Annotated in this window: 21 protein-coding genes; 6 read left to right on the forward strand and 15 right to left on the reverse strand. The window is 37.2% G+C overall.

Going from position 1 to position 23,335, the window contains the following annotated elements:
• The first annotated feature begins 44 nt into the window (after positions 1–44).
• From DES48_RS12345 to DES48_RS12365, 5 genes are all read left to right on the forward strand, one after another.
• Entirely contained in the window at positions 45–2,495 is a 2,451-nt protein-coding gene (locus DES48_RS12345; RefSeq protein ID WP_113869622.1) for a beta-glucosidase family protein, read from the forward strand.
• A 1-nt stretch (position 2,496) separates the two neighbouring features.
• Positions 2,497–3,126, forward strand: a complete 630-nt coding sequence (locus tag DES48_RS12350; RefSeq protein WP_113869624.1) for a hypothetical protein — start codon at positions 2,497–2,499, stop codon at positions 3,124–3,126.
• Between the two features lie 21 nt (positions 3,127–3,147).
• Positions 3,148–4,164 (forward strand): glycosyltransferase family 2 protein, encoded by a 1,017-nt coding sequence (locus tag DES48_RS12355; protein ID WP_079707942.1) that lies wholly within the window; start codon positions 3,148–3,150, stop codon positions 4,162–4,164.
• Between the two features lie 257 nt (positions 4,165–4,421).
• Positions 4,422–6,854 carry a beta-glucosidase family protein gene (locus DES48_RS12360; RefSeq protein WP_113869626.1) on the forward strand — a complete coding sequence of 811 codons (2,433 nt, stop codon included), beginning with the start codon at positions 4,422–4,424 and terminating at the stop codon, positions 6,852–6,854.
• A 407-nt stretch (positions 6,855–7,261) separates the two neighbouring features.
• Positions 7,262–7,741, forward strand: coding sequence for a hypothetical protein (locus DES48_RS12365; RefSeq protein WP_245911441.1), 480 nt, complete (start codon positions 7,262–7,264; stop codon positions 7,739–7,741).
• 40 nt (positions 7,742–7,781) lie between these two features.
• Here DES48_RS12365 and DES48_RS12370 read toward each other — a convergent pair whose 3' ends face one another.
• The 10 genes from DES48_RS12370 to DES48_RS12415 all read right to left on the reverse strand — a co-directional run bounded on the left by DES48_RS12370 (position 7,782) and on the right by DES48_RS12415 (position 15,519).
• The gene (locus DES48_RS12370) at positions 7,782–7,982 is read right to left on the reverse strand and encodes a CsbD family protein (RefSeq protein ID WP_079707945.1); all 201 of its coding nucleotides are present in this window, start codon (positions 7,980–7,982) and stop codon (positions 7,782–7,784) included.
• A gap of 82 nt (positions 7,983–8,064) precedes the next feature.
• On the reverse strand, positions 8,065–8,715 hold the full coding sequence (locus tag DES48_RS12375; RefSeq protein ID WP_113869628.1) for a spermine/spermidine synthase domain-containing protein: 651 nt from the start codon (positions 8,713–8,715) through the stop codon (positions 8,065–8,067).
• A gap of 194 nt (positions 8,716–8,909) precedes the next feature.
• Positions 8,910–9,503 (reverse strand): SGNH/GDSL hydrolase family protein, encoded by a 594-nt coding sequence (locus DES48_RS12380; RefSeq protein ID WP_113869630.1) that lies wholly within the window; start codon positions 9,501–9,503, stop codon positions 8,910–8,912.
• 20 nt (positions 9,504–9,523) lie between these two features.
• On the reverse strand, positions 9,524–10,792 hold the full coding sequence (locus tag DES48_RS12385; protein ID WP_113869632.1) for a hypothetical protein: 1,269 nt from the start codon (positions 10,790–10,792) through the stop codon (positions 9,524–9,526).
• A gap of 68 nt (positions 10,793–10,860) precedes the next feature.
• Positions 10,861–11,517 (reverse strand): DUF3885 domain-containing protein, encoded by a 657-nt coding sequence (locus DES48_RS12390; RefSeq protein ID WP_113869634.1) that lies wholly within the window; start codon positions 11,515–11,517, stop codon positions 10,861–10,863.
• A 186-nt stretch (positions 11,518–11,703) separates the two neighbouring features.
• Positions 11,704–12,468, reverse strand: a complete 765-nt coding sequence (locus tag DES48_RS12395; RefSeq protein ID WP_170126217.1) for an alpha/beta hydrolase — start codon at positions 12,466–12,468, stop codon at positions 11,704–11,706.
• A 133-nt stretch (positions 12,469–12,601) separates the two neighbouring features.
• Entirely contained in the window at positions 12,602–13,276 is a 675-nt protein-coding gene (locus tag DES48_RS12400; protein WP_170126218.1) for a thioredoxin domain-containing protein, read from the reverse strand.
• Between the two features lie 119 nt (positions 13,277–13,395).
• The gene (locus DES48_RS12405; RefSeq protein ID WP_113869640.1) at positions 13,396–13,875 is read right to left on the reverse strand and encodes a metal-dependent hydrolase; all 480 of its coding nucleotides are present in this window, start codon (positions 13,873–13,875) and stop codon (positions 13,396–13,398) included.
• A 27-nt stretch (positions 13,876–13,902) separates the two neighbouring features.
• Positions 13,903–14,574, reverse strand: coding sequence for a type 1 glutamine amidotransferase (locus DES48_RS12410; RefSeq protein ID WP_113869642.1), 672 nt, complete (start codon positions 14,572–14,574; stop codon positions 13,903–13,905).
• Positions 14,575–14,649: 75 nt separating this feature from the next.
• Positions 14,650–15,519 (reverse strand): AraC family transcriptional regulator, encoded by an 870-nt coding sequence (locus DES48_RS12415; protein ID WP_113869644.1) that lies wholly within the window; start codon positions 15,517–15,519, stop codon positions 14,650–14,652.
• A gap of 302 nt (positions 15,520–15,821) precedes the next feature.
• Here DES48_RS12415 and DES48_RS12420 point away from each other — a divergent pair, with 302 nt between their 5' ends.
• Entirely contained in the window at positions 15,822–17,207 is a 1,386-nt protein-coding gene (locus DES48_RS12420) for a M24 family metallopeptidase (RefSeq protein WP_113869646.1), read from the forward strand.
• A gap of 45 nt (positions 17,208–17,252) precedes the next feature.
• Here DES48_RS12420 and DES48_RS12425 read toward each other — a convergent pair whose 3' ends face one another.
• The 5 genes from DES48_RS12425 to DES48_RS12445 all read right to left on the reverse strand — a co-directional run bounded on the left by DES48_RS12425 (position 17,253) and on the right by DES48_RS12445 (position 23,313).
• Positions 17,253–18,659, reverse strand: a complete 1,407-nt coding sequence (locus tag DES48_RS12425; protein ID WP_113869648.1) for a right-handed parallel beta-helix repeat-containing protein — start codon at positions 18,657–18,659, stop codon at positions 17,253–17,255.
• Between the two features lie 402 nt (positions 18,660–19,061).
• Positions 19,062–20,711 (reverse strand): methyl-accepting chemotaxis protein, encoded by a 1,650-nt coding sequence (locus DES48_RS12430; protein ID WP_113869650.1) that lies wholly within the window; start codon positions 20,709–20,711, stop codon positions 19,062–19,064.
• 9 nt (positions 20,712–20,720) lie between these two features.
• Complete coding sequence (locus DES48_RS12435) at positions 20,721–21,692, reverse strand: BMP family lipoprotein (protein ID WP_113869652.1); 972 nt, start codon at positions 21,690–21,692, stop codon at positions 20,721–20,723.
• A gap of 239 nt (positions 21,693–21,931) precedes the next feature.
• Positions 21,932–22,804, reverse strand: coding sequence for an SDR family oxidoreductase (locus DES48_RS12440; protein WP_113869654.1), 873 nt, complete (start codon positions 22,802–22,804; stop codon positions 21,932–21,934).
• A 50-nt stretch (positions 22,805–22,854) separates the two neighbouring features.
• Positions 22,855–23,313: a DinB family protein gene (locus DES48_RS12445; protein ID WP_113869656.1), complete on the reverse strand. Its 459-nt coding sequence runs from the start codon at positions 23,311–23,313 to the stop codon at positions 22,855–22,857.
• Positions 23,314–23,335 lie beyond the last annotated feature (22 nt).

Raw genomic sequence — 23,335 nt, forward strand, 5'->3', positions numbered from 1 at the left:
CTACTCGAGGTACCGCTCAAACTACAAAACGAGGGGATAAAGCTATGAAATACAAAGATATCATTGAGAAAATGACATTAGAAGAAAAAGCATCACTGATGTCTGGTAAAGATTTTTGGCAAACACAAGATATTGAGCGTCTTGGCATTCCAAACATCTTTCTCGCTGATGGTCCACACGGTATTCGGAAGCAAGCTGAAGCAGCAGATCACTTAGGTTTAAACGAAAGTATCCCTGCCACCTGTTTTCCAACCGCTGCGACCGTCGCAAACAGTTGGGATGAGAATCTAGGCGAAAAAATCGGGAGTTATTTAGGGGAAGAAGCTGTTTCCCAAAAAGTAAACGTCCTCCTAGGGCCTGGAATTAATATGAAAAGAGACCCCTTATGTGGACGTAATTTTGAATACTTTAGTGAAGACCCTTACCATGCTGGTAAAATGGCTGCCAGCTATATTAAAGGGATTCAATCAAAAGGGATTTCTGCTTGTGTAAAACACTTTGCTGCAAATAATCAAGAAGAACGACGCATGTCAATAGATACAATCATTGATGAACGTACACTTCGCGAAATTTACTTAACAGGTTTTGAAATAGCGATTGAAGAAGGAAAGACGCAAACCGTGATGTCTTCTTACAATATGTTAAATGGTGCCTACACCAATGAAAACCTTCACTTAATGCGTGATATTTTACGTAAAGAATGGAACTACGATGGTGTCGTTGTAACCGATTGGGGCGGCAGTAATGATCGTGTTGCAGGTTTAAAAGCTGGCAACGAGTTAGAAATGCCAACTACAAATGGCGAAACCAATCAAGAGATTATCCATGCCATTAAAGCTGGGAAAATTCCAGAAGAGCTTTTAGATGAAAACGTGGACCGTTTACTCGATCTTATCTTCACAACAGAAAAGGTATATCAACAACCTACGCCAAGAATTGATATTGATCAACACCATAAACTGGCACAACAAGTTGCTGAAGAATCAATTGTTTTATTAAAAAATGAAGAAAGCATTCTACCAATTGCTCCAGAGAAAAAAGTTGCGATTATTGGTGATTTTGCAAAAAACCCAAGATATCAAGGTGCAGGTTCTTCTATTGTTAACCCTACGCAGTTAGATAACACAATTGATAGTTTAAAAGATGCCAATTTGACTAGCATCGGCTTTGAAGAAGGGTTTAATCGCTATGGAAAAAAAGATAACAATAAGCTAAATAAAGCTTGTCAGCTAGCACAACAAGCAGATGTTGTCTTATTATATATCGGCTTAGATGAAGTAACGGAAGCAGAGGGATTGGATCGCCAAGATATGAAAATTCCACAGAACCAAATTGACCTCTTACACGCAATCCATCAAGTAAATACAAATATTGTGGTTATTCTCTCTTGTGGCTCTGCAGTCGAAATGCCTTGGATTGATAAAACTAAAGGGATCGTCCATGGTTATTTAAGCGGTCAAGCAGGAGCAAGAGCAATGCTAAATATTTTAACAGGAAAAGTGAATCCATCCGGTAAGTTAGCTGAAACATATCCAATTCGTTATGAAGATACACCAGCTTATCATTATTTTCCCGGAAAAGAAGTAAGTGTAGAATATCGTGAGTCAATGTATATTGGTTATCGCTACTATGATACTGCAAATGTGAATGTACGTTTCCCATTTGGTTACGGGCTAAGTTATACAACATTTGACTATGGCGATATCGACGTAACCAAAGATGGGGTAACGTTTGCTATTACCAACACCGGTAAAGTAGCCGGCATGGAGATTGCACAATTGTATGTAAGCGCCGAATCTGAGGCTATCTTCAGACCAGAAAAGGAGCTTAAAGGATTTACCAAGGTGGCTCTAGAACCCGGTGAAACAAAAACCGTTACCATACCATTTGATGATAAAACTTTCCGTTATTACAACATCAAGACAGATCAATGGGAAGTAGAAGAAGCAAATTACACCATTACTATCGCTTCCTCTAGTGCGGATATCCGCTTAACAGATTCGATTTTTGTGAAAGGTACAAATGCAAGTTCACCTTATAACAAAGAGAATCTTCCTACTTATTATGCTGGCGATGTTCGTAATGTTGGGAAAGAAGAATTTGAAACACTACTCGGACATTCTGTTCCAGTTCCAACATGGGATCGATCGAAACCGCTTGGTTATAACGATACAATTGCTCAATGCCGTTATGCAAAAGGTGCATTTGCACGTTTCAGCTTTCAAGCAATTCGATTTTCGTACTGGTTTTTACGCAAAATTGGGAAACGTAGCACAGCCAATCTCATTATAATGTCGGTCTATCACATGCCTTTTCGAGGTATTGCTCGTATGACTGGCGGCATTATTAATATGGCAATGTTAGACGGCATCTTAATGATTGTTAACGGTCATTTCTTTAAGGGTCTTAAACATTTTCTTAAAGAACGAAAAAAAATGTTAAAAACAGCTAAGGAAAAGAAAATGCATCTAGCAGAAGTGGGAAAGGAGCGTTAAAATGGGGAAAGAGAGTTTAAAAGATAGCAAAATCGTGTCAGGACCTTTGCGATTTTGGAATAATTTTAAAGAAAAGCATCCAAACTTTGCACAATTATTTGTTTTCTTTATGTTAAGTAACGGTATTACCGTCTTACAGCTAGTGCTTATGCCAGTATTTAAAAGTATATTTGCGCAAACGTCACTTATCCAAATTAATTTTCAAATTTTACAATTTGGCCAAACACTGAACGGCAATCCATATTATGTATTTGATTATGCCGCTGGTGCCCTTTCCACAGGCGGTGGTGGTGGTCTAGCTTACTTTCTAGCCGTACAAATCACCATTGCGATTGCGCAAATCATTAATTTCTTTGCACAGCGAAGTATCACGTTTAAATCGAATAGTAACGTTTGGAAAGCGGCCCTTTGGTATTTTATTGCTTATATTGTAATTACGATAGGCGCAGCAGCTGCTCAAGGATTCTATAAAACTCCTATTTATAATCTATTAATGGATACTTGGGGGTTAGGTGGAACTGGTGAAACGATTGCTGATGTTATTACAATGATTATCAATAGTGCGATTCAGTTTTGGGTGTTCTTCCCTATCTTTAAGATTATATTCAAACAAGTCCCAGATGAGAAATAAGAAATTTAAAGGTGTGTTCGTATGAAACTATTATCAGTAGTGATTCCTTGTTATAACTCACAAGATTATATGAAATATTGCATTGAATCCCTCCTACCTGGTGGTGAAGCTATCGAAATATTGATAGTCAATGATGGGTCTATGGATCGAACAGGAGAAATTGCTGATATATATGCAGCTAAGTATCCAACAATAGTAAAAGCAATACACCAGCCAAACGGTGGACACGGCCAAGCAATTAATACCGGATTGCAGCATGCAACAGGAGCATATTTTAAAGTAGTTGATAGTGATGATTGGGTGGACACAAGAGCCTATTTTAAAGTAATAGAAACACTGCAACAGTTTATAACTGATAAATCCTTTGTCGATTTAGTCATCAGTAACTTTGTATATGAAAAGGAAAACGCAAAATATAAAAAAGTAATGAAGTATGATAATGCTCTTCCAGAACAGCGAATATTTAGTTGGGAGGAGCTAGGAACATTAAGAAAAGGACAATACATCTTAATGCATTCTGTCATCTATCGCACGACTTTATTAAAAGAAAGTGGGCTTGAACTTCCTAAGCACACTTTCTATGTTGATAATTTATATGTCTACAGGCCTTTAAAATATGTAAACAGAATTTATTATCTTAATGTCGACTTCTATCGTTATTTTATTGGTCGAGACGATCAATCTGTAAACGAACAAGTAATGATTCGTCGAATTGATCAACAAATCAAAGTAAATAAACTAATGTTAAATGAAGTAGATTTAGATTCCATTGTAAGCGAGAAACTTCGCAACTATATGCTTAGTCATTTAGAAATTGTCACGGTAGTTTCAGCTATTCTATTAATTCGATCTGGTAACATTGAGAATTTACGTAAGAAAAAAGAACTTATGAGTTATATTAGAGCAAACAATTATGAACTTTATCATAACTTAAAATATGGTGTGATGGGACGTCTAATCAATTTACCTGGTAGTGTTGGAAGAAAAATTTCTGTTGGTGCTTATAAAATATCTCAAAAACTAGTAGGTTTTAATTAAATAGAGGAGGAGAATGTTTTTGAAACAATCTCCTCCCTATTTTTTATACACACAAGCATTTAGAAAAAACAATAATTAAAGCGTTCACAATAAGCTTTTGATTCTAAAAATATAATAACTATCTTATCATTTTTATTTAGTCTAGCAATCATATTAGAAAAATTACGCTTTTTATTGTAGAATGTTTGTATTATGACACAGTACGCAACGTTGTTTAATCATAGCAAAATTAAAAACGTTCAAAAAGAGGAATTATCATGAAATATAAAGCAATAATCGAAAATATGACAATAGATGAAAAAGCTTCTTTGATGTCAGGAAAAGACTTTTGGCAAACGCAAGATATTAAACGACTAGGTATTAACAGCCTCTTCCTAGCTGATGGTCCCCACGGCATACGCAAGCAGGCTGTAGCAGCTGATCACCTAGGTTTAAATGCTGGCATTCCTGCTACTTGCTTCCCTACCGCTGCCACAGTAGCCAATAGTTGGAATCAAGAACTAGGGGAAAAAGTTGGTGATTATCTTGGAGATGAGGCCGTATCACAGCAGGTAAGTGTACTGCTAGGTCCTGGGATTAATATAAAAAGAAATCCGCTATGTGGCAGAAACTTTGAGTATTTCAGTGAAGATCCTTATCTTACTGGAAAAATGGCAGCTGCTTATATTCGGGGTGTACAATCGCATGGTATCTCCGCCTGCGTGAAACACTTTGCTGTCAATAATCAAGAAGAACGCAGAATGTCCATTGATGCAGTGGTAGACGAACGAACACTTAGAGAAATATACTTAACTGCTTTTGAAATTGCTGTTAAAGAAGGCAATACAAAAGCTCTAATGACTTCCTATAACCGTCTAAACGGGGAATATACCAATGAAAACATGCACATTATGAAGCGTATTTTGCGTGAAGAATGGGGATATGATGGTGTGGTTATTACCGATTGGGGCGGTGGCAATGATCGTGTGAAAGGTCTACTAGCAGGGAATGAATTGGAAATGCCTACAACAGACGGAGAAGCTGATCAGGAAATTATTGAAGCTATCCGGCGTGACGAGATAAAAGAAAGTGTATTAGATGAAGCGGTAGATCGCGTGCTTGACCTAGTTTTTTCTACTCAACAAGCTTCACAACGTCCAACAACACCATTTGATGTAGAAAGACATCATCGACTTTCTCAAAAAGTTGCAGAAGAATCTATTGTGTTATTAAAAAACGAAGAAGCTGTGCTCCCCTTGCAATTTAGCCAAAAAGTTGCCGTAATCGGAGACTTTGCTAAAGATGCTCGCTATCAAGGAGCGGGTTCCTCCATTGTGAATCCAACCATCTTAGATCATACATTGTATTGCTTTGAAGAATCAGGGATTACAAGTATCGGTTTTGAACAAGGGTTTGATCGTTACGGAAAAAAAGATCCTCAAAAAATTAAAAATGCTTGTGATCTCGCTAAACAGGCTGATGTTGTTTTGTTATATATTGGGCTTGATGAAGTAACAGAAGCAGAAGGGCTTGATCGCGCTAACATGCAAATACCAGAAAATCAGATTGAATTATTGCATGCCCTATATGAAGTAAATCCAAACATTGTTGCCATTCTTTCCTGTGGCTCCGCAATAGAAATGCCTTGGATAGATAAAGTTAAAGGACTTGTTCATGGTTATTTAGGAGGACAAGCAGGTGCGCGTGCCATTTTACGTGTCTTATCTGGTGATGTAAATCCTTCTGGGAAATTAGCTGAAACTTACCCGATTGAATATGAAGATACACCATCCTACCGCTACTTCCCTGGTAATGAAGCTAGTGTAGAATATCGAGAATCGTTATATATCGGTTACCGTTATTACGACAGTGCCAACGTCCCTGTCCTTTTCCCATTTGGCTACGGATTGAGTTATACAACATTTGAATATAGCAATATCCAAGTCACGAGAGCTGGGGTCACTTTCGAGATTACTAATACTGGTGAAAAAGCCGGCATGGAGGTTGCCCAATTATATGTTACTGGAGCTTCTAATCACATTTTTCGTCCAAGTAAAGAATTAAAAGGGTTTACCAAAGTATTTATTAATGAAGGGGAAACGAAAACAGTTACGATTCCATTTGACGACAAAGCGTTTCGCTATTTTAACATTAAAACGAATCAATGGGAATGTGAAGAAGGAACCTATCAAATTAAAATCGGTGCATCCAGCTCCGATATTCGACTGGAAGACAGCCTTTTTGTAGAGGGAACAAATGCGCCCATACCTTATCAACCAAAGTTATTACCTTCCTACTACAATGGGGCAATTAAAGATGTACCATTACATGAATTTGAACAGTTACTTGGAAGAAATGTACCAAACCAAAACTGGGATCGAACCAAACCATTGGGATACAATGATATTATCGCTCAATGCCAATATGCAAAAGGTGCATTTGCACGTCTTGCTTATCATGCTATTGTGTTTTCGTATTGGTTCTTACGAAAAATCGGAAAACGAAGTACAGCAAACTTAATTATGATGTCGATCTACTATCTCCCGTTCCGTGGAATTGCTAAAATGACGGGTGGTATTGTAAACATGCCAATGGTTGACGGCATCTTAATGATCGTAAATGGCCACTTTTTTAAAGGTCTCAGACATGTATGGAAAGAACGAAAAAAAATGCTCAAAAAAAAGAAAGAACGTTTAGCAAAGCTGAGTTAAATGTGATCCCTGTTTGTAGTAAAGAGATGAACGAGAAAGTGTTCATCTCTTTTTTTCGATTATATGATCATTTTCGTTCTAGCATGGTCGTTTTTTCGTTTCTCTAATCTTATTGAGCAAGGGGATATTGGGGCTTAAGATTTTCGCAGTCAACGCTATTTTCTTTTCTACTCTTATATGGCTCGATGAGCTTAAATCTGTCGCTTCTCCCGTATAAATTTGTCCCGATTACCTTTTCTACCACATCACTATGACAATATTTTACTCTTGTAATCCATACAAAACGATCGGTCTAATAGGTAAACGCACATTTTCATTGATACAGGTGGCGATTCGCCTAGCATAGACATAAGATGGGGTAGAAGTCCAGTTAGGGATTTTAATCAATTTATGAGGAGTGAATGTTAATGCACCCATATGACCCGTATAATGGGTATGATATGTATGAAAATAATAAGCAACCGTATGATTTAACGCCAGCTGACTTTCAAGCCTATGGCGATATGACTGAACCTGACCGTCAAAGTCTACTACCTTCTTTACCTTTTTTCGGCGGAGGAACGTTCGGGGGAGGTCCAGGTACACCGCCTCCATTCCCACCATCAGGGCAAACACCACAAGATGGGCCGCCAATGGGACCACCTCCTGCTTTTACACCAACACAACAAACGCAACCACAGCAAGCACAAGTGAAGGCAGTTGATCCCGGAAGCATACAAGGGTGTCTTTATCGCTACACCTATATATGGTTAAATGGATTTCAACAATTCTGGTTTTACCCCACATATGTTGGGCGCCGTTCTGTTTCGGGCTATCGTTGGAATGGATTTAGATGGGTCTATTTTGGCATTGATTTACGACAAATCCAATCCTTTACTTGCGTATAAAGCAGAAAAAGCAATGGATAGGTTATCCATTGCTTTTCTATTATGACTGATTATCACGGTTTTCGTCTTCTTCTTTTTTGTTAGCTACTTTCTCTTGCACATTTCCTTTAGCTTTGTCTTTCTTGCCTTCTGCTTGAAGCTTGGAATTATCTGTTGCATTACCGATTTGATCTTTTGCTTCCCCTTTAACTTTGTTTACTGCGCTTTTTATTTTATCGCTTACGCCATTTTGTTTGACCATAATATCCACTCCTTTTACTGAATGTTTACTATGACTGTACCCGTTCACTCGAGTAGAAAAACATAATAGCAACAATCCTCCATTACTGACTAGCAACAAACACATAATCAGGTTCACCGTGCTCTTGTGGGACCTCGTAAATAGATACATTACGAAATACCTCTTGTAATCGGTCAACAAATTTAGACGAGGAAGTGGCACTCCAAAATGCAACCACACCTGTTGGCGTTAATAATGATTTTAGTAAACAAATGCTATCTTTTTCATATAATGAGCGATTCGAATCGATCATCATCCAGTCTGGACCATTATCAATGTCTAAACATATTACATCATAGATTTGCTTTGTTTGAGACATCCACTTGGTAAAATCAGCATGAATAACAACTGTCCTAGGATCTTTTAATGCTGCATTTGAATAGTTTGCTAGATAAGATTGATTCCACTCAATCATTTTTAATTCAATCTCTACAACTGTAACCGTTTCAATTTCTGGATAAGCTAACGCCGTTGCTAAAGAAAATCCTACCCCTAGTCCCCCAATTAACACACGCTTAGGCTGTTCCGCTTTCTCAATTGCCTTTTTTACTAATAGCCTTTCTGATTCTCCATTATAAGTAGCCATGATGAAGGTACCATTACTAATAATCTCATATTCTCCATCTCTTTTTTGTAATTGTATTTCTCCGCGCGTATTCTCTGCTCGATCAATGATGATAGGTGCTGTATACATCCAATCACTCCTTTAACTGAGTAATACTGCTTCATAACTTAATAGTTTTACCATCTCACTAGTGTTTTCTAAAACTATGGTGGCTCGTTTGAAATCAATCAGTCTGAATCAATACTCGGAATATAAAAAAAGATCACATTCTTAGTAATGTATTTGTATCTGAAGTAGCAGGTGATCGACTTCATTTAATCGTATCATTGGTATTCCTTCAACTCTTTTTTAAGTAGTTGATCTGCAAGTATTATATCAGATATTAATTCAGCCAATAATGTATACGCTGCTTCTCCAAAATGCAAACCATCATTTTTTATCCCTTTTAACCTCACTTGATAATCTGGTAATGCAATCATTTTTGAAAAGAAATCAATGTATCGGCTACGTGTTTCGTTTGCGACTTGTTGGACTGCATCTGCGTATTGAGTTAACACGGCATTGGTTCTAGCATACTGAACCGTTTCATCTACAGGCGCAGTTGATAATAAAATGGATCTTTCACTTCCAATAGCTTGCACGATGTGGGTTAGATTCTGTTTGTAATCGCCTAATGCAACTTGCTTATGAAACGCCGCATCATTGGCACCAAATAAAATCGTAACAAAATCGGGATGATGCTGAAGCACATCCCGCTCTAACCTATTTATTGCATCAAACGTGTTATCTCCTGAAACACCTGCATTTATAATAGTAAAGTTAGGTAGGTTTTCTTTTAGTTTTGCCGTAAACATTGGTTCCAAAAGTCCTTCCTTTCTTGCTGTCAAGCTATCACCGAAGCACACCAATTTCATCAAACAACACCCCTTATACCATTCTAAAAATCATCTAATGGACGAACTTCTCTCGTTTCAGCATCTACTCCATAATGACAATCTAGTTTTCCACATAACACGTATTCCCCTTGTGCCGGATGATATACGTAATAAGGCGTTAACTCTAGGTAAGGTTCTAACTTACTAAAAGCTTCTTCTTTGGTGAGTACCACTTTGTTTGATACCGCGTACTTATCAAACATCGCCAGCATCGATTGCGTATCGAGGTAACTAACCACATTAAATTCAGTTACATCAAGAAAAGCCACTAATTTTTGCTGGAACACAAATTCCACTTGTTGATGTTTTTTTACTGTTGCTTGTATGTATCCATTTTCTCTATGCAAAGTAGCTATATACCAATGCCCTGATTCTTCTGGATATACTTTTCTTAAGAAATCGGTAACACCTGCTACACATAATTCCTGTTCACTCTTAGAAATAGGATAGGCATCTGGAGACGGTTCCTGAGAGAAAGCTTGCTCTGCTGTTACTTCATCTTTACATTCAATATCCTTTTCTATAAAGGCTTCATCTAGTGGTTCACTCCATTCTAATGTTTTTTCAAGTTCATACTGTCTATAAGCAAGTCCCATAATTGTAAACGGTATAGTTTCTTTTGTTTCATCCCTAACATAAATCTCTTCTAGTCCATAAAGATGAATTAACTTCTCCTCATCAAAATCAGGGGATTGTAGCATTTTTATCTGCTCCTTCGTTATATCCGCTATTGAAGCCAACGTCAGTGTGAAGGAGTCTTCTTTGACATTTTCTATTTTGGGAAAAGGTTCATGTACAGAAAAAGAGGTAAGTTGACCTAATTCATTCCACTTCACTTCGATTAACCCATCAGGCGTTAAAGGAATCCCGTTTACCTCGCTATGAAAATGAATATGATCGGCTGCTTGTTTTTTAATTTGAAAATCCTTTTGATAGGTCAAACTCGTTTGTTGTTCAACCCATTGTACTATTTCATGAAGTGACCCTTCTTGGAACCGAACACCATTCTTAGCATAAGTGACTCCCATGACAAAAATGACACCAATTGGCTGCCGTGTTTCTATATTCACCTCAATAACCGCTGTTCCCGCCGGGTTTAAATCCTCATCGTCTTGTTTCGCATGGTTTGGAAACCATTCCATCGTTAGACTATAAATCGTTTCATTATATACGGTCAGTTTACGGTCAAAATCATATGTTTTTAGATAGTAATCCCCTAATCCAAATTTGTCTTTTGTGCTATCAACTATTTCCTTCACTCTTGTATCCATTGTGACCTCCTAGATTTAATCAGTTAACTTTTTTACTTATTACCATTCGCTTGAGTTCATCTAATTGTTCAGGAAAAATGTTCATCAACTTCAGGTCGATTGTAATCATCAATCCAGTCTTTGTATTTATGATAAATTGGGCGAATCGTTTCCTTATCTTTAGCAATTACTTCACATCCTCTATCATCATAGATATAATAAATGACATGTTTTGCTGCATTTATAAAAAAGACATCTGGTGCATAAGAGCCGTACGGATTATAGACAGCAGGTTTATTTCGCGGAAAGTCTTGATTACAAATAGCTTTTATCAGCCCTTGATAGGCTATATCCTGTTTCCGACATTGTAGGACAAATTGGTTCGTCTCCCAATCAGCACTATCGTCCTCATCAAACGGATAAGCAATCGTTCTTTGTTGTAGCCGTTGCAGAATATGTTTTGTTTTAATGTGCGGCTGATACACTTTCATCTTTTTCGCTGTTTGGCGTTTTGCTCTTTTCGGTTTATAATTATTGGTGACGAGCCAAATAGAATCATCCTTGTCAAAAAGCGCGTCGAACAACGTATTTGTTTGTTGGTAAACAAGATGAAAGTATCTAGGGTTAAGTCTAGCCATCCCACTCTCCCATGGGGATATATCCTCACCCAAAGCAAAATGAATTGATGTATCCCACTGATAATAAAGACTCGGTTCTAACTGAACTCCAGGAAATATTACCATCATGTATCTATCTAACTACATTATCGTTCTCCTTATCATCAAACGCTAACTTCCAGTATCTAATAATCCTTTTGCAACCCTTATAGTAAACATAAAACAGATACTATTTAAAAACCAATATTCTACAATGCAATGCTTTTTTCCTGCATAATAGAAAAGCACGCAATGCAAATCATTGCGCATTTTTAATTACTTCCACAAGAACCGTAACGCCCTACTCATTGCTGTTGGTACAATCGACATGTGATTATCCTCTTTGGAGGCAAAAAAATCAATAGTTATTAATCTATCCGCCTCCTGTAAACGGGTATATAATCCATAAGCTTCACGATACATGTTTTTCTGCTCGGTATGCTCTACCGCTATGAAAAGACGTTTAGCTAGATGCTTGTCTAGGTTTTGTTCTTTTGCTAGAATCGCTCGATTATTCCACCAAATGGATGGACTAAAGGCAATATACTCAGCAAACAAATCGGCTTTTTCAAAAAGGGTATACAGCGAAAATAGACCACCAAGTGAATGCCCAAACAGTGCCTGTCTAGTTGCATCAATAGGATAATGCTCTCGAATAACTGGCATTAGTTGCTTCTCTATAACAGTTAGAAATGCATCCGCACCGCCATGTGCTGGCCAAGGCTGTCCATCTGGTCGCGTAGGTAAATGCTCTTCTATAGCAGGAGTGGTAAAGTCATACACACGATACGAATGAAAAACATCTGTGTCAGGATAACCGATTCCGACTAAAATCATCTCTTCTACTTTTGTTTTTTCAACACGACGACTTTGTAAGCGAAGTATTTCATTGGTCATGATAAAATAAGCATCACCATCTAAGATATACAGTACTGGAAACCCGTTCTGAGGTGGTGTTGCATCTGGAATTGAGACCGTAATTTGATAGTCATGATGCGTTCCTTTCATTTGAAAACTCTCTATTTTTCTACTACCTGACATCCAATCCCTCATTTCTTTTATGTATCTCTTCACCCATTATATTGATAATGATAATTATTATCATTATCGTCGTTACTACAAAAAAAAGAACCGAGTTACCTTTGATAAGGTGATACTCCGTTCTTTATCATAGCTACTGATCTAACAGTGCTGTAATTTCATTCACATCGAAGGGATTTTCTACTTTTTTACCATTTACAAACACGCTAGGTACGGTTTCCACGCCAAGTGCTCGTGTATATTTTCTTGTTACATTAATAGAATCTCGTTCTGGTTCTTGCAGCATTTTTTCTTGGTCTAGTCCATAGTCAGCAATAATGTTATTCACATATTGGTCTGTGCCCCAATCACCTGTGGCTTCTTCTTGATGTTCCGCCTCTTCCATAATTCTTCTAGCAATTTTAAAATAGTTGTCCTTATTATAATGAACAAGGTTTTGATCAAAATTTGCTAGGCGTTGCGAGGTATCATTGAGAAAGACCATTGGTTGCATGCGGAATTTTGCTATTCCTTCATCAATATAGCCTTTTTCTAACTGCGGCAGTACTTCATCCATCCACTGTTTACAATACGGACAAGAATAATCGAATGCTAAAAAGATCTCATTTGCTGCATCTTCTTCACCTAAATAAACGATTTGTTGGCCTTCGATTGGCGTCGTATCGAGCGGTTCTATTTCATTTGTCGCTTCGTTTTCTGCAGCAGTATCTTGTTTGTTATTAGACGAAGACATTCCTAATGCCACTGCTAAAGCAATAATCAAAACAGCAAAGATACTACCAAATATAATTAACGACTTTTTATTCATATCTATTACCTCCTCCATGACATTTATATTTATCTTAATAGTTATACTTTAAGACAAAATAATTTCCTTTTCTAGTTAAATTATTATTACAATGTGACTAAGGTTTGTTAAAGATCTATCTATAAATAGTAATACACTATATCTTGTGCAAAATAGGTTATGATTATAATTAAGCCTAGTAAGATTAGGTTCTCAACTTGACCACCAGTTTTAATCGTGATTGGCAAGCGAACCGTAAGATCAAGAGGAAACAAGAGTTTAATCCCATTTTTAGTTCCCGCATCTAATAGTAAATGACTTGCGATCCCCCATAAACCACCTAGAATCACTGCTTGATTAGATGTGATGTATGTTAATAGATAACCGATTAAACATAAAAATAATAGACTATGTGTAAACGTTCGATGGCCAAACAGCGTTTGAATGAACTTAGATAGTAATGGCAACTTTCGTCCAATCTTACTGCCACTATGGCATATATCTGGGATAATTGCACCCAAAACACCTGCTGCGACAAATGTAATGGAGTGATAATCGGTAAAATGAGCAACGGTAACAGTTGTTGCTATTCCACCGACAATATGTGTCTTACCTGTCATGTGCCTTATCCTCCGAAGTATGTAAAGTTATCTTGAGTCGTATAAATGATCTAATAGTTGAAATAACACAAGTTTGTTTTCAGCAGGAATTTCATAATGACGTATAAAATCTACTTGTTGTACATAGGTAGTATTATCCATATAATCGCCATCATGTTGCAGGATTGCCTCCACACTTTCATTCGTAGATTCAAAATGAAACTGTAATCCCACAACATTTTCATGGTAAACAAATCCTTGATTCCTGCATGCTTCACTTTCAAACAATCTATCAGCACCTTTAGGTAGCTCAAACTGCTCACCGTGCCAGTGGAATACTACCATTTCTTTTGGAAAAAAATCAAATATTGGTGTAGTGGATTGAATGTGATGCCAGCCTACTTCCTTATACTGACCTTGATAAATGTTTGCTCCTAGTGTTTTCGCAATCTGTTGCGCCCCTAAACAAATACCTAATATTGGCTTTCCCATTTCTATCAATTCCTGAATGAGTTGGCGTTCTTGCTTCAACCACGCGATGGGATCATTTGCACTCATCGGTCCACCTAATAGTAGCAAGAAATCCACTTTATCCGCAACTGGCAATGGGTCATTTTGATAGATCCTATGAATATGAAAATCCACATTTCGCTCATCGCCCCATTGGTTAATCGCTGCCAAACCTTCAAAAGGAACATGTTGCAAGACATCTATTTTCATTTAAAAATGCCACCTTTCTACTAATATGAAAAACTCCTTTAGAAAAGTGTATCTAAAGGAGTGTGACGTCGCAAGTTAAATGTGTGCCTTTTTTTCTACCGGAATCCAAATCTCACAAAAATGGTCGGGAAGTGACTTTGCCGGATATAATTCCAAGTCGGCAGCATCCAGCATCGTATATGGGGAACCAGGCAAAAACTCCTTCAAGATTCTATCCCATGTTTCACCAATACAACCTGGATCAGATCCAACACAAGGGAATATCGCCCAAAGCGTTGTATTGATGTCCCAGACTTTATATCCGGTAGGTACATCGCCACCTCGATATATTGTTGCAATTCCATAATTAAATGCCTGACTCTCCTTAGAAATCGGGGCACAAACTCCATAAAAATCAGCGTTTGCCGGATCCGCACTTAATTGATTAAAAACACCATTTTGTTTTGATTCCTTCCAAAAATTAGGTATTGCATTGCTATCTGGATTGGATGCGTGCTTCACATCAAATTGCTCAACCTTTGCTAATAATTGAAATGGTTCTCTTTCTGTAATCATGTAATTCATTTCAACTCCACCTTCCACTTGGATTTTAATAACGAGGCGATTGAATGATTTTAATGGCTTAGCTAATTGTTTTACCTTACTTGGTGTTACACCATGAAAACGGGCAAAAGCTTTTGCAAAACTTTCTGGTGTTTCATAACCATATTTCAGCGCAATATCAATGACTTTATGATCAGAAGCGATTAATTCCTGCCCAGCTAACGAGAGCCTACGCTTTTTGATATACTCATTTGCTGTGATTCCGGTAAACATACTAAATGTCCGGTGAAAATGATAGTTAGACATATATAAATGTTTGGCGACATCGGTATAGTTAATCGGTTCTAATAAATGCTCTTCCATAAAATCAATGGCTTGCTTAATGACTGTTAAAAAATCCATTTCCCTCACCTCGTGCTTCAAGTATAAAGTGGTTTTCCTTAGCCCTCTTGACCATTTTTGCTCAGATGTGTCCATATTGTAGTTGTACAAAATGAACATGATTAAATAGTAAATTTGTTATCTTTCTTTCCAGCAGGTAAACTTAAAGGGACAGTATAAAGAGAAAAGGTCTACTTAAGGTACATTTATTATTATATCTTATCACAGCTGTGATCATTGGCTGTTATTTTCTCTTGGACATTTTCCAGCAGGGTCGTTTTAATACGGCATGTTATTTGCTAAAAAATAAAAGGAGAATCATAATGGAAATTCAATTAAAACAAGTAACCCCGCCCAAAATTCACACTAACATCCAATCTGTTATTTTAACGGATGATACCTTAGCAAAAAGGCACGAAAATTTTTTGCGAAAAATGAAAAAACATCAAATTGATACAGCCGTCATTTATGCAGATCGTGAACATGGTGCTAATTTTGAATATTTTACTGGGTTTGTCCCTCGTTTTGAAGAAGCTTGCCTGGTTTTGCATGACAATGGTGAAAGTTATTTATTACTTGGGAATGAAAATTTGAAATTAGCTAGTAAATCTCGTATAAAAGCAGAAGCTGTACATATTCCTTTTTTTTCTTTACCTAATCAACCAATGGGCAACGACAAAAAGTTTGCCGATTATTTTGAAGAAGCAAATATTTCTCCAGACGCTAGAATTGGTATAATTGGGTGGAAATTATTCACAAGCACAGTTTATGATAATAATGATATGTTTGAGATTCCATATTATTTTGTCAATGAAATGTATAAGTATCTCTCTGAACAAGGCAAGCTAATTAATTTTGCTTCAGCACTTATTTCACCAATTGATGGGATTAGAACTGTAAATAACGCCAACGAAATTGCCTACTATGAATACGGGGGGACTTTAGCAGGAAGTGCCCTGTATCGAGCACTGCAACGTGTTGAAATTGGTAAAACGGAAAAAGAAATTGCCGCCTTACTTGCTCAAGACGGACAACCTAATTCCGTAACGACTATTACTGCTACAGGTGCTAGATTTACGAACGCCGTTGTTTATCCACGAGACAAAGAAATTCAATTACAAGACACATTCTCGATCACCGTAGGTTATAAAGGTGGATTAAGTAGTCGAGCTGGATATATCGTAGAAGAACCCTCTCAATTACCAGATGAACAAAAAGATTATATTGAACGTGCGGCAAGGCCTTACTTTACCGCTTATGCCACTTGGCTAGAAACAATTAAAACAGGACTGAGTGGAAAAGATATGTATGCTCAAATGAAGCAGACCCTGCCACAAGAGGAATATGGCTGGTGGTTAAATCCAGGTCATTTTACAGCTGATGAAGAATGGTTAGCCTCCCCATTCACAAAAGATTCAACTGCCGTAGTCAAGAGTGGTCAGTTATTTCAAATTGATATTATCCCTAGTATCACTGGATACGCAGGTACATCATGTGAAGAGCCAATTGCCATTGCAGATAGTCATCTACGAGCAGCATTAAAGAAAGCTTATCCTGCAGTTTGGCATAGAATACAAACGAGACGAACATATCTGATTGAGATTCTAAATATAAATATAGCTGATGAAGTACTTCCCTTAAGTGATACAATCGGTTTTTATGCACCGCTATTTCTAAATAAGACATTAGCTTTTACCAAAAAAAATTGATTACTAGAATCAATAGCATGTGAGTCTAAGTTCACATGCTATTTTTCACTTTACAATATCATATGTAGGTGAATCTTTTACTAATTCAAAATCAAATGCTTTTTCATCCCGAAATACAACATTAATATATTTTGATTTTTCGTCATTATTGGTTACTTTTTGAAAAGCTTGGAAAGAAGTATAATCGTTATCCTTCCACGTCCAGATGCCCTCTTTTTCAGGTTCATAATGGAATACGTTTCTACTCCATTTATTATTCATCACTGTTTGGAAATAGTTTGCTACAAAGATTCGGGTTGGTCCAGCAGTTAATATGTTCTTTTCTATTATATTATCTCGCACATCATGTTGGATTAATAACTGTCCCCCACCGAGCTCTTTTGTGTCATTTCGATAAATAATATTATGGGAGATAGAAGAGTTTTTCGTACCACCTCTTTCTTCATCATATCCACCTATCGCAATTCCAGTGTAATAATTATTGTAGATCGTATTATTGGTAATCTCGATATTTTCGGCAAATTTGGCTGCGTGCTCTGATGTTGCTTCTATTCCAATATCATTCTCATACACCCTATTGTTATCAATCACAATATCTGTACCACCATCCACATAGATACCTGCTGCCACGTACTCCTCGCCGTAAGCTGGATTACTATAAGAGGATATTTGATAGACAACATTATCTTTTATCAGACCATTGCGAGCATAGTCAACACTTTGATCGGTAGCAACACCTTCGTAACCAATCACATCTATACCGATATTATTATTACGACGGACGAGATTACCTTCGACTTGAAAGTCCTCCACATTTCCATTTAAAACAATAGACTCACTAGTACCTAGTTTCAGATCTTCCACTGTATTATTACTAATAGTAATATCCCGGATTGCACCTGTACCGTATACGGCGATACCATGTGCATTTCCCTCATCTGCATGGGTTTCTACCCGTTGAATGTGATTATTGTTTAGTACCACATCGTTACTGTTTCCTGTTACATAGATACCCATTACAGTCTCATCGTTCAAAATTGTCGTTAAATCCTGAATCGTAAGACCACTAACCGTAACATGATTTTTATCTTCAATCGTAATTAATGCCGTATCACCTGCTTCATTTGCTATGTTTTGACCGCTTAAGATGACTTGTTCTGCTTTGTATGGCCGAAAATGAATGGGCTCTGCTTCCGATCCGCTATGTTGGACAATTAATACTTCTTTATACGTCCCTTCCCGAATCAAGACTGTTGTGCCAGGAGTAGCTTCCGCAGCTGCTTTTGCTAGCGAACGGAATGGCTTCGTTTTTGTCCCAGGGTTTTCATCATTGCCATCTGTAGCGACGTAAATATTATTCGATTTATTGACTTGGTTCTGATTTGACGGAAAGTAAAGAAACCAACCAATAGACACCACTATAAATAATAATAAAGCTAAACTTAATTTCATTTGATTTCTCCAATTCTTATAAAATAAGTGCACTTGTTTTATTTTCCTCACAGTTCTGGATCAATTCGTTGAAAATTCGATGCCAGCTATCCCTCATATAATTATAATGCCAATCACTCCAGATTAAAGAGGTTAATTGATTGCTCTCTATTATACACTTAATCTAAGCAATTGTTTCTTACTCAAGGTTTTGTATATTGATAAAATACATTAAAACAGTTACAAAAGGTGGTATATATTTGTTTTTTGGAAGATAAGAAACTAAATAATAAGTGTTTTTTGAGAGAAAATGAGCGGTTATAGAAGTAACCCCCATATCAACAAAATGATAAACACTCTGCTGATTTAATCCCACAAAAAAGAGCCACGGTGATTAATACCGCGACCCACTCTAAAGTAATTTTATAATGTGAATTTATTAACCGTTCCATTTAACTCATCAGTAAGTGTACGAAGTTCTGTTACCTTCGTGACGACATTTTGGAACGCAGTTAACTGTTCTTGGGTTGAAGCTGCAATTTCTTCATTTCCAGAAGCAGTTTCTTCAACAACGGCACTGATACTTTCTACATTTTGTAGGACATCACTTCCAAGACCTTTCGAATGTTCGATACCTTGCATTAATTCTTCAAGTTTATCTGTAATAGATACTACTTTCCGATTAATATCATCGAAAGCTGTATTCGTTGTTTCCATAGAGGATCTTTCTTCTTCTGAAATAGACACCCCTTTATCTACGGCACTAGTCACCGCTTCAATTCCAGTTTCTATTGAACCAACCATATCAAAAATTTCTGTTGTTGCTTCGGTTGTTTCTTCCGCCAATTTCCTGACTTCATCTGCAACAACGGCAAAGCCTTTTCCTGCCTCGCCTGCACGTGAAGCTTCAATAGCTGCATTAAGCGCTAGTAAGTTTGTTTGATTTGCAATATCAGAAACCGAATGTGCCATTGCTTGGATTTTTTTCGTTGATTCCACAAATGATTGTGTAGCTGACTTAATACTTTCTGTTGTTGCTGCGTTATCTTGAATCAATGCACGTTGTTTTTCCAAAGCTGCTAAACCTGCTTTAACTGCTTGAATTGCTTCACTACCAAATTGGACAGATTGATCTGTATAATTCACATTCGATGCAAAAGCTTTATCCATTTGTTCAACTTTCGTAACTGCATCTTGAAGATCAGAGGAAATCGTTTGCGTGCCTTGTGCTAATTCATCGGTAGAAGCAGCAACCTGTTGATTAATTTCTGTTACCGTTCCATTCTCTTTTTCAATCTCTTCAGCAAAACCTTCTACCTGTTTGCTTACTGAACCAATAGAATTAAGTAAGGTCCTTATTTGTTCAATCATCTGGTCAAAGGAACGATTTAATTGCCCTAACTCATCATCTTTTTTATAGTCAATTGGCTCGATCGCTAGATTCCCATTAGTTACTTCATTGGAATTAGCTGCTAATTGTTTAAGTGTTTTTGTGATAGGGCTAGTAATTCGATTAGAGACAAATGCACTAATAGCTATTAAGATAAGTACCCCTATAGCAGAAGCGATAATAATAAACTGCACTTTTTGAGATAACGCTTCCTGTGACTGCTCATATCCAGCTTCTGCGTACAATTGTAGCATGTACACATCATTTTCAATACCAGCTAATCGTGATGCCTGCTTATCCGCTGCAGAACCATCGCCAGTTTCTAAAACTTCTAGCGTAGCTTCTTTCCACTCACCGAACTTATCTGTTATTTTTGTGACGTAATTTCTACTTTCTTCTTGGGTAACGATATTGTTTAATTCAGTTAACAGTTCTTCACTTAATTCGATTGAAGTAGTTGCTTCTTGGACTAATGCATCAGATTGATTCGTCGAAAAGCTAGACAAGCTCTGTTGTGTCGAGTGCATTTCTGACTTAAATTGTTCGATTGTCACCAGAGAATCCACTTGATCGGAATTAGAAGATTGAATTTGTAGCATATTAATAATGATATAAGCAATTATAGCTACTGCTAACACTATGGTTGTAAGTGTATTAAAAAATAATTTCTTTTTGATTGACATAATATCCCCCTACTCTTGGCTCGCTACTTGTTCTTTCGCAGCTTCGATTTTGGTTTCAATATCACTTGGAAAATCTGCAACACGTAATGGTGCTAATCCAACGCCTTCATTGGAAATACCAAATTCTAAATTTTCACCTGATAGTGACCCACCATTCACTTGCTGCTCGACAACTTGGTAAATAGCTTTATCAATATTTTTCATAACAGATGTAATCACTGCTTCTTCAGCCTGGAAATATTGATCTGTATCTACACCAATAGCATATTTCCCTTGTGCTTGTGCCTCTTTTAATACACCTACACCTGTAAAACCAGCTGCCGCAAATAGAATGTCTGCATCATTATCAATCATTTCTCGTGTAAGCTGTGCACCTAATTTATCATCGTTATATGTACCAGCATATGCTTCATCTACGACAATGTCTGGATTAACTGATTTTGCGCCTGATTCAAATCCCTTGTAAAAATCATGGATAATTGGCACATCTTCTCCACCAATAAACCCAAGGTGATCTGTTTTGGTTGTTAAAGCAGATACAACGCCCGCTAAGTAACTAGCTTGATCAACTCTAAAACTAACCGACGTAATGTTTTCTAATTCTGACACCGAATCAATTAATAAAAACTCTTGGTCAGGGTACTCTTTAGCTACTTTTTCAAGATCCTCTTGTCCTTGATACCCTACCGCAATCACTAAGTCATTCCCTTGTTCTACTAACTCACGAAATCCTTGCTCATATGTTTCAGTAGATGCAATTTCTCGATAGTCAAACACCACATCTAAATTATCTCTCGCTTGAACAAGGCCATTAAAAGCAAGATCACTAAAGGACTGATCGCCTAATCCAACATCCGATAACATCACCCCTACTTTATATTTACCTTCTGTTGCGTTGATTTCTTTTTTTTGCCCACATCCCGCTACCACTAATAAACTAATTATCATAGTTAACAGAATAACGATTTTTTTATTTTTCATACTTTTCCCCCTAAAAAATTCTATACTTATTTAATCGACAAAATCTGTCTAATTTTAATGTATTTACATTAATTTAACAGAAATACATTTGGGTTATGTAGAATGGTTGTCGATTTTTGGGAGAACAAAATTTAATTTGTTCGTAGACGTTTTTCTTTATCAGTATAATTCGGTTGTCTTTCCGATGAACGTTAAACATAAAAAAACCGGCATTACGCCGGTTTGTCAGATCAATATGCTTAATTTGATTGTGAAATATCATTTACAAGCTGTTTAAGCGCTTGATCGATTGGTGTAACAGGTCGACCTAAAACCGCTTCAAAATCGTTACTTTCAATGGCAAGTGAGCCTCTCCGAATACTTCGTTGAATCTCTACTACCAATGGAAGAACAGATTCAGGTAGCCCTTGCTCTTTCATTATTTGTTCATATTCTTCATCATTCACATGTTGAACAGGCACTTCTTTTTCTAACACATTACTTAGCGTACCTGCTACATCTTCTTGCGTTACTAACGGAGCGGATAATTCATAAATTGTGTTTTCATGGCCTTCTCCAACTAGAACAGAAGCTGCGGCATCTGCATAATCTTGTTGTAATGCATACCCTACTTTTCCATCTCCAGCTGCTGTTACCCATGGCGCTCCATTCATCGCACCTTGAATACTACCCATTTCATTTTCTAAATACCAATTGTTACGCAAAATAGAATAGGAAATACCAGTCTTGCGAATTAAGTTTTCCGTTGCTACATGCGGTGGAGCCATTAGATTCGTACTTTCTGTCGCATTTGCCAAGCTTGTATAAGCAATAAAATTCACGCCTGCACGTTCGGCTGCTTCAACCGCATTAGTATGTTGCTTAATCCTTGTCTCATCATCTCCATCAGCAGAAATAATCAATAAGCGATCAATTCCCTCAAACGCCTTATCTAAGGTTTCAGGATAATCAAAATCTCCCTGACGCACGTCTATTCCACGTTCACTTAGATGGGCTGCTTTCTCTGGATTTCGTACACTAACTGCTAAGTCACTTGCAGGAACTGTTTTTAATAGTGCTTCCACAACTTTTGATCCTAAATTACCTGTTGCGCCTGTTGTTAGTATTTTCAATTGTATCTTCTCCTTTCATTATGCCTAACTAATTTAATTTCTTTTCTAACTTATACAGCGTTGGCTTTTTTCAGTCCTTTTATTACACCAACATGCATTCCCTCATGGAATGTTGTGAAACTAAGAATTTCACCTACAGTTGAAAGCGACTGAAATGATTGAATTGCCTCATCTTGCAGTTGTCCCGCTAAAGCTTCTTTTAATTGTGCAGGGTGCGCTTCAAGCAGTTGTTTTAATTCATCGAGCGTCGGTACCTCCCCTTGCCACTCTGCCGGCTTCGTACCTGGAGTGAATAACTCAAGATAACGAGGGGGTGTTTTAATACTTTTACCACCAAATTTATTTAACAACGTATTTTGGACGGTATAAATGTGCCCTAAATTCCATCTAATATTATTATTAAAACCTTGCGGGATCAAATCTGCCTGTTCTTCTGTTAAACCTTCAAATAATTGCAATGTGCTATTTCTACTTAAGTCAACCTGGTTAAATATCATTTCCTCGTTCATTTTCGTATGCACTCCTCTCTTA

This window comes from Paraliobacillus ryukyuensis (assembly GCF_003315295.1).
In the GTDB taxonomy this organism is placed as follows: Bacteria; Bacillota; Bacilli; order Bacillales; family Amphibacillaceae; genus Paraliobacillus; species Paraliobacillus ryukyuensis.